The organism is Candidatus Hydrogenedentota bacterium (assembly GCA_019695095.1).
Lineage (GTDB): Bacteria > Hydrogenedentota > Hydrogenedentia > Hydrogenedentales > SLHB01 > JAIBAQ01.
On record JAIBAQ010000165.1, the window covers coordinates 1 to 12993 of the forward strand.

At 57.3% G+C, this 12993-nt stretch carries 5 protein-coding genes; 3 read left to right on the plus strand and 2 right to left on the minus strand.

Annotated elements, in window-relative coordinates; all coding sequences use genetic code 11:
• Window positions 1-1924: hypothetical protein (locus tag K1Y02_20390; GenBank protein MBX7258732.1), on the minus strand; the 1924-nt coding region annotated here is incomplete at its 3' end.
• Window positions 1925-3226: 1302 nt separating this feature from the next.
• On the opposite strand from K1Y02_20390, the gene K1Y02_20395 reads away from it, so the two are divergent.
• Together K1Y02_20395 and K1Y02_20400 are read left to right on the plus strand one after the other, a co-directional pair.
• Window positions 3227-6262: a sigma-70 family RNA polymerase sigma factor gene (locus K1Y02_20395; GenBank protein MBX7258733.1), complete on the plus strand. Its 3036-nt coding sequence runs from the start codon at window positions 3227-3229 to the stop codon at window positions 6260-6262.
• A 536-nt stretch (window positions 6263-6798) separates the two neighbouring features.
• The gene (locus K1Y02_20400; GenBank protein MBX7258734.1) at window positions 6799-7314 is read left to right on the plus strand and encodes a PaaI family thioesterase; all 516 of its coding nucleotides are present in this window, start codon (window positions 6799-6801) and stop codon (window positions 7312-7314) included.
• Window positions 7315-7408: 94 nt separating this feature from the next.
• On the opposite strand, the gene K1Y02_20405 is transcribed toward K1Y02_20400, so the two are convergent.
• On the minus strand, window positions 7409-10987 hold the full coding sequence (locus K1Y02_20405; GenBank protein ID MBX7258735.1) for a LysM peptidoglycan-binding domain-containing protein: 3579 nt from the start codon (window positions 10985-10987) through the stop codon (window positions 7409-7411).
• 481 nt (window positions 10988-11468) lie between these two features.
• Here K1Y02_20405 and K1Y02_20410 point away from each other — a divergent pair.
• Window positions 11469-12993 (plus strand): hypothetical protein (locus K1Y02_20410; GenBank protein MBX7258736.1); only part of this gene is annotated, 1525 nt, incomplete at its 3' end.

The window sequence follows — 12993 nt, forward strand, 5'->3', positions numbered from 1 at the left end:
CTTTGGTAAAACCCTGCGCCGACAGCGCGCGATAGGCAAAGTTTGCGGAGGCTTCCGTAGCATCCCACAGGTTGTTACCCGGGAACGGCCCGCCGCCCGCAACAACGATGGCCTTGGCATTGGAGGTGAGAGTGACTGGCTTGAACATCTGGACACGACTGTTAAGAGTATCTGTAACGATTATTCTCCCGTCTCCACTCACAGCCACCTCGCGTGGGGAACGGAATTGTCCGGAATCGCTTCCAGTTCCCCCAAAACAAGCAAGGAATTGTCCATCATGGGAAAATGCTTGAATGCGATTGCCTTCATCTGCAACATATACATTTCCGTCGTAGCTAACGATCAAGTCGTTTGGGTAGTAGAATTCACCATTACTCGTACCGTGCGGATGGTTCCATCTTGAAATGAATGTGCCATCCCTAGAGAATCTCAGAATGTCTTGACTTAGCACGTAAACGCAATCATCCCGATCAATTGCGACGCTTCCAGGTAGTTCCCCAAAATCTTGTTCTCCTGCACCGAATTGTCCCCACATCCCCAAAAACTCGCCGTTAGAGGTAAATCTCTGAATTCGATAGTTCGAATCGGCGACATATACGCAGTCCGCGGTATCAATAGCAATGTCTGTGGAATGATTCAACTGACCTTCGCCGCTACCTCCGCTACCCCATTTCAAGAGGAAAGTGCCGTTGGAATCGAATTTCTGGACACGAGGGAGGTAACGATCAATGACGTATACGTTCCCGCTCGAATCAACTGCGATTCCGCAGGGGGAGTCAAACTGCCCATCTCCCGTGCCCTTGCTTCCCCACGCTGTCAACAGAACCCCGTCAGAGGTGTACATCTTAATCATATGATCGGGAGCCCCCAACGAAACGCCCCCTTCTGCAACATAGATAGCGCCACCCGCACTGACTGCTAATCCGTGCGGAACCCAAAGCTCATTGTCTTTCAACCCCCATGATGACCATGAATTTCGCAAATCGCCATTAATGTCGAAAACTTGTACGCGACTTTCATCCGAGACGTAGACGTGCAAATTTCGACCAAGTATGATGTTGCGCGGGCCAATGAAGCATCCATCAGAATATCCTCGAGTTCCCCACTGCCTGATGAACTGCCCTTCCGATGTGAATAATTGTATTCGTTCTTGAAACAAATCGACAACACCGACAGTACCTGAGGAATCTATACTTACTCCAATTGGCATCCAGAACTGCCCCGGTCCTCCACCCTGACCACCCCATTTCGCAACAAAGACGCCTCTGGAATCGAGTTTCTGAATCCGCTTGTTGCGGCTGTCCGCAATGTAGATGAAACCTTGGCTGTCAACAGCAAGTCCGCGCGGTTGATCAAATTGACCATCTCCAGATCCGACTGGCAGGAGAATCTCCGACGCTAAGGAATCGTCGGGCAAATATATCTGTATTCGGTCTCCAAAGAGTTCATATAGTCTTCCCGCGCTATCACATGCCAAAGCTACGGTGTAACCTGAGTAGCGCATTGAAAGGAATTCGCCATCAACAGTGAATTTTTGTGTGCGGCCATTGACAACGTCCCTTACGTAGATGTAACCTGCTTCTGAGAAGGTCACTGCCGTTGGGCCACCATCTTCACCGGTTCCGTAGCCGAATTGCCCATCATTGGAGCCCCATGTTCCCCACTTCGTGAGCAGGACGCCGTTCGCGCTATACTTTTCCACTCGACCGAATCGTGTGTTTGCAATATAGAGATTTCCTGTTCTATCTACAGCAAGACCTCTAGGCTCGGCAAAATACCACGGCTGCTGCAGTTGCGGCCACATGCGCTCGAACCGGTATTCGGTTTGTTGAGCGGACGCAGTTGGCGGCGAGAGTAGTGCGACCGCGGCAACGGTAACAACAGAAACGGTTATCCCTACACGACGGATGGCTTGCGAGCCCATAGAATCCCCCTGTCAGTCAGAGTTTCACTGAGCGCGTATGTGCGGAATGAGAAAGCCACGCGACGGCAGCACATGGCATACCCATTCAGAGACGGGTCATCTGTATCCCCACAAACACCGCTCAGCCAGAAAGCGCAACACTTCACGCATTCTCAATTTCGGCTGCAACATCCCCCGCAGCCGGTATGGGGTGGGCACTGCCACTGCATGATGCAGCACATGTCACTATCTGTCAAGACCTTGCCGTCCGCTCAGCAATGTCTCCAAGAGCTGTCCGCAATGAAACCGCCCTCGCTGTGGCGTGGTCTCCTGACCGCGCCACTCTTGCGACCGAGGTCTCCCATTCGCCCCTTCCTGCACATTCCCCCAGTGCAACGAACTCGCGCATATACATGAAAACCAACATACGAAGGCCAGAGCCATGTCCACCAGCACTTGCTCCCAGCGGCTCTGCGCGAGTCATCATTCTTCCCCGGGACGCCTCCTTGCCCCGTCAAAATCGGGTGGGGGGCGCCCCCCAACAAGGAACCACGAATCACACCAGACACACGAATTCCAACACGATCAAATCGACGGCCGCACTGAAGCGCCCAATGCAACTTCGTTCTCCCCCATCTCTATTCGTGTGATTCGTGTATTTCGTGGTCCATTGCCTTCATTCAAGACCCGTGTGGCAGCCGCCCTCGGCTGCTGCTCGACCCCTTGAATCGTCAGATTGCGCGGGTACACCCCTGGGCCAAGCCCGCCCGGCTGCCGACAGGTGTGTCGGCGGAGACCGGGCGCTACAGAATGCAAGACATCTTTCCGGAAATCGGCGCGCATCGGGGTTCATCGGTGGTCAAATTCATCTTCCAGGCCTCGCGGTGGCTCGTGGCCGCGAGTATCGGCATCGACGATGGGTTCACCTGCCATCTCCTTGCGGCTTTGCGACTTTGCGCCTTTGCGTTGACTTCCCTTCTTCTTTCTCGTTGTGGCGTGGTCTCCTGACCGCGCCACTCTTGCGACCGAAAGTCTCCCATTCGCACCTTCCTGACATTCCCCCAGTGCAACAAACTCGCGCATATATGTGGGGACTTAACATACGAGGGCTAGAACCATGTCCACCGGCGTTTGCTCCCGGCGCCTCCACGTCTTTGCGCGAGTCATCATTCTTCCCGGGACACCCCCTTGAACCGTCAAATTACAGGGACAGGGGCGTCTCCCAGTGGAGTGCATCCCGTCCGGCCCGGCATTTGCGCTTTTCCCGTTTTGTGCTGACATAAGGCCAGACTGAATAATGGGTCACAAGAGGGGAATCTCCAAATGGAACGGACTGATGCCGCATTGCTCGAACGCTGGCAACGTCACCGGGACGCAGACGCCTTCGCCGAGTTAGTTCACCGATACCTGGGTATGGTGGTCGCCAGTTGCAGGCGTGTCGTGGGCGACGCGGCACTGGCCGAGGACGTAGCGCAGGAATGTTTCGTCGCGCTCATGCAAAGCCGCGAATCCATCCGGGTGTCCCTTGGGGCGTGGCTTCACACGGTAGCCGTGCGCCGTAGCATCAATCACGTGCGAAGCGATTCTCGACGACGCAAGCGGGAGACTGTATTCGCCGAAGCAGCCCATACGGAAACGGCCATCGATACCTGTCTGGAAGAAATCCTATCCGCAGTCGACGAGGCGATCATCGATTTGCCAGATCATCTGAGAGCTGTCGTCATCGGACGCTTCTTGGAAAGCCGCACACATGTGGACCTGGCTCGGCATTTGAACTTGTCCGAATCGAACGCCCGGTATCGCGTAGACAAGGGCGTCGAACAGATTCGTGCATCGCTTCGCAAGCGCGGTATCGTTGCGAGTGTGGGCGTGTTGACTGCCGCGCTCAGCCAAACCGTCGAGGCGGCACCGTCGGGACTAGCAGGCGCTCTGTGCAAATTGGCGGCATCGGGCGCGGTGGGAGCGCCGATTGTCGCAAGCGCGGGGTACGTACTGCTTGCCAAGGCCGTCGTAGGATTGCTGGTCGTCGCCGCGCTCGGAGCCGGGTACTGGGCGGTCACTAACAAGAGTAGCGTCGCGCCTAACTCGCCGAACGTGGCCATTGTACCCGTTCAAAGTAATTCCGCTTTGGATGAGCCTCGCGGCAAGGGCAACACCCCGAAAAACACGGCATCGCAGACTGCAGCCACTGCCTCGACGGTAATCCCGCTTGCCAACAATCAAGCGGACCCGGAGCCATTCAGTATCGAGGGTCGTGTCTACGATGCAGACACGGGAGAAGGTATCGAAGGGGTCGGCGTTGAGGTCTTTCCTTCCGGTGGAGGACCGGTAGTGTACAGAGACAAACGGAAGACCGATGTGAATGGCGTATATCGAACAAAGCTCATACCGGACGGAACCTATCACGTTCAGATCGATGACATAGCGGAGTATCCCGATGCCAGAAAGGAGCCCGACACCAATGTCACCCTTAAAGACAGCAAACCAGCTTTGGGTATCGACTTCGCTCTGAAGAAGGGAGTTCCGGTGGCGGGCATTGTGTTCGACAAGAACGGCAACCCCGCTTCCGGAGTGAAGGTGGTGGCAGAACGTAGCAAGGCGCATGGCATTGATGTAGCGCGTGCAGTATCAATGGAACAAGGTCAGTTCCAGCTCCACGTGTCGCGTGACTTGAACCAAATCGATATTCAAGCCGAAGAGGACACGATGGAGAGTGCCGTTGTCGAAGGGCTAACTCTAGACGCTAGGGGTGTCGATGATGTTGTCCTGAATCTCGATCAACCCAAGACCGCTTCGCTGAGCGGCAGAGTGATCGACGGCAACGGCAGACCCGTAAAAGGAGCGCATTTATACTTGGTGCGCAAAGATGGAAGCGTGCCCAATCTCGACGGGACCACAGCGGATGGTCAAGGCCAATTTCGATTTTCCGATCTCCCCGCGACGGAGTTTGCCGTAATCGTGACTCCGGAAACAGCCAACGGCTTCAGTACGGCTGAGGAATATCTTCGTATCACGCTTGCTCCCGGAGAAAAACGTTCCGGCATAGAGATTGTCTACGGCGAGAAGGGGGGACTTGCCATCGAAGGCCGAGTCGTGGACGTAGATGGGAAGCCGGTGCAAGGGGCGGAGATAACCTGCTATGCAAGAAACTTGGAGAAGGCTTATACAGATGTGAACGGTATATTTCGAGTCACCGGCCTGGAGGACAGAGAGTACATGGTCGCTGCCGAAAACCCGGCCGATCCTTCGCGAACAGAGACGAGAATCCGTGCGGGTACGCTGGACGCAGAGATAGTCCTCAAGAGATGCGGACAACTCACCGGCCGCGTACTCGCAGATGATACCGGCGAACCACTGACAAATTTCACGGTGAGCTTGCTCCGAGGGAAGTCGGATATAACCTCCGACATGCTCTTTGGAAGCGGACGCTCACACGAGAGCATAGATGGCTCATTCTCGTACGACAAGAGGTCTGCGGAGATTACAACGGTGGCGGTGTGGGCTCCCGGATATGCTCCTGCATGGAAGCACATCGAAATCCAAGCGGGTGCGCGCACGAACATCGAATTCCGCCTGACACCTAGACCTCCGGTTTCGGGTATTGTCGTCAATGAGGCGGGAGAGGGCATTGCCGGAGCATATGTGTACTTCGTCATCGATGTCTCCACTGACAGCCTAGAACGCGCAGCAGCTGCGCGCACAGACTCGGAAGGCAAGTTCACGGTGGACAGCCTTCCGCTCGATGTCACGCGCCTCTACGCTTATCAAGAGGGGTATGGCGTCGGCAAAACAGCGTTATCCGGTGAGAACCGTATTGTCCTTCCGGCGCAAGCCACCATTGACGGTGTCGTGCATCAAGATGGGACGATGGAGAACCTTGTGGTTGACGTATGCTGTCCTGAAAATCGATCTTTGCCCTACGTGCGCCAGAGTATCTCTCCAGCAGGAACATTTTTGCTGACCGGACTTTCCGCCGGCGCTCTCAAGATATCCGTGCACCCCAACCTTGGGGACCATCATATTCGGAAAACCCTTGAGCTGAAATCTGGCCAAGCGCTTTCTATGGAGTTCACCTTCACGCGCGGCAACGCTACCTTGGAGGGCCACGTTCTTGACGAAGGGAGTCCAGTCACCAACAGAAGCTTGGAGCTTCTGCATGACTCCGGTGACTACATCGATTGTCTTCGCGGTGCAACCGACAACAGTGCTAGTTTCCGGTTTGAACGCGTTTGGACAGGTACGTCCACTCTGCGTGTGCTGAAAGTTGGTCAGGAAATTGAATGGTACGAGATTCCGATAGTCCTCCAAGAAGGCGAGGCCCTCGTACAAGATATCGATCTCTCCGAGAGTGGCTCGTGACAAGATTCGCGGGTGGTGCGGTGGGGCAATTAGCGGTCTCCTTTGGATAAGACGAAGAGGCAGGCAAGACGCCCTTGTTGTGGCAGGGTCTCCGGGCCCTGGCACTCCCTGCGACCGGCAGGTCTCCATCTCGCACATTGCCACCGCTTCTGACCCTTGCTGTGGCGTGGTCTCCTGACCGCGCCACTCTTGCGACCGAAGGTCTCCCAGTCGCACCTACCTGCACATTCCCCCAGTGCAACGAACTCGCGCATATGTATGAAGGGAAACATACGAGGACCAAAATTGTGCCTCACAGTACCGATCCAAAAAGCCCAAACTCCATACTCAATGCTGGCGGACAACACCGCGCTCCCAGCGCCTCAGCGGTTCTGCGCGAGAGAACACTCTTCTGGGACACCCCCTTGTACCGTCAAAACCGGTAGGGGGGGGCACCCCCCGGAAAAAGCGACATGGAGTTACCCCAATTTGCGGATAGCCGAACCTAGCCGGTAAAGTCCGGGGTATCTAACGTTGTGGAACCTGGAGCGAATCCGATGTGCGATAGCGAGAATGATGGCCGCGTGTACTTGCCGAATTCGAAGACCTGTTTTGTATGTGGCGAAGAGAATTTCGCGGGACTGAAACTGCGGTTCTTTGTGGAGGAAGAGGCCGTCAAGGCGGTCTTTCATCCCGAGCCGCATCATTGCGGGTATGCGAATGTCGTGCACGGCGGCATCGTAGCCGCGTTGCTGGATGAGACGATGGGATGGGCCGCCAATCGGGCCATGGCACGCATGACGTTGACCGGTGAATTGACCGTACGCTACCTGAAGCCGGTACCGGGCGATCGGGACTCGATTGTAAGCGCGGAGATTGCCAAGCCTGGCAAGCGCATGGTCCAGGTGACGGCCACAATCGGGGACGGCGCGGACACGATTTACGCACGGGCAGAAGGCCGATTCTTACCGTTGAGCGCGGAAGAGACGCGGCTCATTGACGGGCACCTTGTCTATCGTGGCGGCGAGGAGCGTGTGTTTGCCTCGCTCTACGAGGAACAGAGACCTACGTGACCGCCGAGACGGAAACGGACTCCGTGAAATAAACGAACGGCGCTCGGTGAGCGCCGCTCTGTCATTCGCTTCGGGAATCTCTGGCAAACCGCTACTACTTGACCTTGACCGTCTCCCCAATCTTGAGCATGTGATCTTTGGGCCATCCATTCAAGGAGTAGAGGTCCTTCACCTTCAGTCCATATTTCTTGGCGATTGTCGTCGGGTTATCGCCCTTCGCAACCGTGTGCGTCGACGACGAGGAACTATCCTCGGCAGGTTTCTCCGCCTTGGCAGCATCGGCAGCGGGAGCACCCTCTTTGCCACCCAGTATGGCGAGTTCTTGCCCGACTTGAAGAACGGCGCCCGACTTCAGGCCGTTCCATTTGTACAGGTCGCTGGTCTTGACACCGTACTTCGAGGCAATCGTTGAAGGGCTTTCCCCCTTCGCGACTTTGTGTGTACGCTTCTCGCCCGAGGGCTGCGGCGTTTCCTTTTCGGGTTCAACCGCTTTCGGAAGCGCTTGCTCCTTCTCCTTGGGAACGGATGCGACCTTGGTTTCCTCTTCAGCCTTGGGAGTAACGGCTTCAGGAGCCGGAGCTGCAGCAGGAACTGGAGCGGGATCGGCAGCGCCGCCGTAGAGCTTCAGTTCATGCCCGACCTGCAACGTGGACTTCTTGGTCAGGTTGTTCCACTTCAGCAAGTCTTCCAGGCCGACTTTGTTCTTCGACGCTATACCGCCCAGGGTATCGCCCTTGGCAACCTTATACGTCTGTGCAGCGCCGCTCGGCTCGCTCTTGGCTTCGACCGGCTTCTCAACCTCGGCGGGCTTCTCCGTAGCCTTGGCGGTCTCCGGTTTCGATTCCTCGACGGGCGATGGCGCGGCAGGCTCTGGCGATGCCTCGCCACCCTTCAGAACCAGTTCGTCGCCAACGCGCAACGTGGACTTCTTGGAGAGGTTGTTCCACTTCAGCAAGTCGTCCAAACTAACCTTGTGCTTCGATGCGATGCTGCCCAAGGTATCACCCTTGGCGACTTTGTAGGTGGTTCCCGTAACGGCGTCGGCGTCGTCCGTCTTGGTTTCGACAGGCTCAGACTTGGCCGGTTCTTCCGTACTCTTCGTCTCTGCCTGTGCGGTCGCAGTATCTTGATCGGGTTCTGACTTGGGCGTTCCGCCGAACACCACGACCTCGTCTCCAACCCGAATCATCGATTTGGTGGTAAGACCGTTCCACTTGAGAAGGTCACTGGTCTTGACGCCGAACTTCGCGGCAATGGTGCCGGGGGTATCGCCCTTGGCGACTTTGTAACTCTGCTTTTCGCCTTGAGGCTCGGTCTCAGGTTTCGCCTCACTCGCTTCTTCCGGGGCGGCCTCTTGAGCGGGTTCGGAGGCTGCATCAACTTCGGGTTCCGGCTCAGGGGCGGCTTCCTTCTCGGGAGCGTAGAGGACGAGGGTCTCGCCAGCCTTCAGCGACGAGTCCTTCTTGATGTTGTTCCATTTGCGCAGGTCATCCAGCGACACATGGTTCTTGGACGCGATAACTCCGAGCGTGTCGCCCTTGGCTACCTTATACGTCTTCTTCTCCGCTCTTGGCGATTCGGCGGCTTTGGAGGAGGCCGAATTGCCGGACGGCTTGGCATAGACCACCAAGGTCTGGCCGGGATGAATCGTGGACTTGGATGACAGATTGTTCCATTTGCGAAGGTCACTCAGGGACACGTTGTACTTCGATGCGATGCCGCCCAACGAATCGCCCTTCGCCACCTTATACGACTGCTTCTCCGGTTCGGGCTCTTTTGGCGTGAACGAAATGCTCTCCGAATTAACAACGTCTTTCGAATAGGCGGCAGAAGGCGCGTCGCCTTCCGGCTCACTACTATCCGCCGAGTAAATCACGAGTTCGTCGCCGATTCTCAGTACGGATCGCGACGTCAGCTTGTTCCACTTCTGGAGGTCGCCCACGGACACGCCGTACTTCTGCGCGATGGACGCCGGAAACTCGCCGCGGGCCACTTTGTGAACTCGTTTGCTCTGGGCGGCCGCAGGGGCCGAACCGTCTTCGGGCGCTCTGACTCGCAATTTCTGATTGACGGAGATGCGCGATTTCTCGCTGAGATCGTTCCACGCGCGCAACTGCTCCAAGGAAATGTTGTAGTTGCGAGCAATGTCGAAGAGCGTATCGCCGCTCTTGACGGTGTGCGTTCCATCGCCTTCCGCTGTCGAACGGGGCTTCTCGATCTCTTGCAGGGCGCCGACGGTTTCAGGCGTAGCGTCATTGCCGGACGCGGGAATTACCAGACGCCTGCCCACCGTGAGGTGTGAGGTTGCACGCATCCGGTTGGCCTTCGCCAAGTCACTCACCGACACACCGTATTTGGAGGCGATACCGCTCAATGTCTCGCCTCTTCGGACGGTATGACGCTTGGAACTGCCGCTGTCCGTGCGGGCAAAAATGCCACGCGACGGTTCCTGTCTCGCTTTCGTGAGCGAGGCCATTACCAACTCTTCCGATCCCGCCGGGACTTCGAGTTGGAACTCCTCGTTGGGAGGTGTCGCACCGCGTATCAATTCGGGATTCAGACTCTTCAGCGAACCGCTGGGCAAATTGCTTGCACGTTCCAGCGCGGCCAGCGAGTACGATCCTTTCACAGGAATTCGGGTCGTCGGCTCCAGTTCCTGAGGAGTGCGAGTAAATCCGTAGCGTTCCGGACTCTTGCCGACGATGATGCTCGCCAGAAGCTTTGGATAGAATTTCTTGGTTTCGCGCTGCATATGGTTGGAGGCGGGTGGAGTCTCGATGAGATTCCAGAGGTCCGAATCGCCGCCGTTCATGGCGATGGCGCGAGCCATGCCGCCCTCGCCCATGTTGTAGGATGCAATCGCGACAGGCCATTTGCCTTGGAACTGGTCGCGCAGGTCTTTCAGGTAAGCGATGGCCGCATTGGTGGCCTTCTCCCAGTCCCGGCGCTCATCCACATAGTTGTCGACGCGCAAGCCGTAGCGCGTGCCCGTCCCCCGCATGAACTGCCACATGCCCGCCGCGCCGGCGCGGGAGGTGACGTCGGGGTGGAATTGGCTTTCCACCATCGCCAGCCAGACCAGGTCGCGCGGCAGCCCGGCTTCCACAAACTTCTTCTCCAATACGGGGCGGTACTTGAAGCTGCGGTTTAGCCCGTTCTGGAAATTGCGCGGGTAGAGGTTCTGGATTTCCTCGATTTCGGCGATCACATATTCATTGATAGGAATCCCGGCAAAGAGGTCCCCTGCCGTCGGATCTTCATTCAGATTGGTATCCCAGCCTTGGGGAAGGCCCTTCTGGAAGAGTTCCGAAGTCTCCGAGGATGAACTCAGGATTCGCTCGAACTCGCTCCGGAGATTGTAGAAGACCTCCGAGTCCAGGTCGGCGTCGATCAACATCTCAAGCATGCGCGTGTACTGGCGCAAGGCCTCCTGGTGATCGCCTGATTCCTGAGCCTTGTTGCCCAACCGGAATGCCTCGTCGGCCGCCCTGAGCAATTCAGTGGCAGACCGCTCGTCGGTCTTCCGTGGGACTTCCTGAGTTTGTACTTTGGTGAGCGGTATCGGCTCGAACTGATGAGCCACCGGCTGCTGAGGTTTGGTTGTGGCACAACCTGCCGCCAACAGGATGCCAAGGGCGCCCGCCGCGCAGGATAGCCTGCTCATGTTGTGCACTGGGCAGTCATCTCCCGTCCGCTGTCAGCCCGAAGGCTGTTACTTTCGCTTCCTCAGGGCTTAGTTTAGTCCACCCTTCCGGCGGAGTCAACCCCAAAAAGCAACAATATCTAGTAAATTGCTGGAGATCCGACCCCATATTCGGTGGATTCTAGAGGTGGCGCTCCCAACTGCGCCACCTTTCCCGCTGACCATTTGGACCACGGAATCGGGGTGTGGTTTCACCCAAATCCAATCATTACCGAACGGTCGGACCACGAGGGGTGTATATCCCCGGAAGCGGTCTTCAGGTTGCCATGTGCTTGCCAGACCTGGAGCAAAAGACAGGGTAATTCTCCAAGAGTAGAGTGTGTTCGCGAGAAATTCTCATGAGACAGCCTCACCGTCGTGCGCGTGAGCATTTTTTCGGCGCTCAGTTGCGCCGGAGCAAATCGCAGGCTAGACTCCGGCATCGAGTACTCTCAAAGACGGGGGATGCAACATGTATTTGAGACTCAAACGCCGGGACTTCCTGGCGATCAGTGCATTGGGTGTCGGGACTTCGGTATTGGGAAATCGGGCGGCAGCCGAATCGGGGCCGGTCGACTCTGCCGCCGGACCTCCGATAACTTTGCAGAAGCCCATGCCGGTCCATGTGCCGGGAACGACCCGGGTGCATGAGACCGTGTTGCGGGAGTTGGCAGTGGCATTCGGGGTGACGGGGCCTGAGGCACTGGAGCTGCATCGGAATGCGGAGGTCTCGCCGGGAACGTTGTTTGTGGGACTGCTGGAAGAAGCGCCGGCAACCCGGGACTTGGTGAAGACCGGACGAATGAACCTGCACAACGTGCCCCCAGCCCGGGATGCCTACGAGATCGTCGTCCAGGATGGCGTGGTTTACGTCCTCGGAAATACCCCGCGCGGGATGTTGCAGGGCGTGTACACGCTGCAGGAACTGGTCCGGCAGGGCGCTGTGATCGATGGCGGCCAGACTATTCGCGGGACCTTTCAGATTCGCGAGCGGTATATCCACCAGCGGTTCAACGGGTGGCCCGGCGAAGCCGCCGACGTGCGGTACATCAGCCACATGGGCGCGAGCCATTGTCTAATGACCCACGATTGGATGGGCAACCTGCGGCACATGCAGGGGTACGTAACCAGTCCGCTCTTTCCGGATGCTGTAGACCCGGCCACCGTGAAGGAGAGTCGCGACTTCCTGAGAACCATCATCGGGAACTGCCTCGATCATGGGCTGGAATGCGCCCTGTGGATGACCGAACTGCCGTGCCAGGGCGGACCGTGGACGCCCGAAGAAGTCCGGCAACGGTTCTTGTCACGCTACCCCGCGGAGGTGTTGAGCGACAGCGGCACGTATCAGGGTAAGGTGATCTGTTTCAGCCGTCCGAAGATCCAGGAGTTCTATCGCGACCTGATTTCGCGGTTCTTCACGGAGTTCCCGGAAATTGGAACTATCTTCCTGTTCGGCCTCGACGCCGACGGCGAGTTCTGCGACCCCGAGTCGTGTCCGCGATGCAAAGGGATGAGCAAGTTCGATCAGCGGGATCGGCTGATTCGTTTCCTTATCGAAGAAGGCCAGAAGGTGCGGCCGGGACTGCGCGTGCTGACGACCGGCTGGGGTTGGTCGGGAAACACGGAGGAATTTCTGGTGCGGCAGAAAGCGCTGCCCTCGTCGAGTGGACTCTTCCTCGCCGCCGAGACGGACGGTTGGCAGCCAGAACGGCAGTCGCACGATTTACTGTGGACCGCGCGGGCGTTGTGCCGCGAACAGGGCCAGAAGTTTGTCGGCTATGACGACCTTCAATGGGGCGACGACACTGTCCACGACGTGAACGATATCCAGGATTTCCCGCTGGGGATCGCGGCGAAGATCCGGCGTTGGCACGAACTGGAAGTCGACGGGATTTTCGATCACTGGGGCGGGTTCAACCACAACGTCTCCTGCAACTCGATTGCGAGCCGGGCGTTCTTCATGAATCCGCTTGCGGACCCGGAGACGGTGTGCCGGG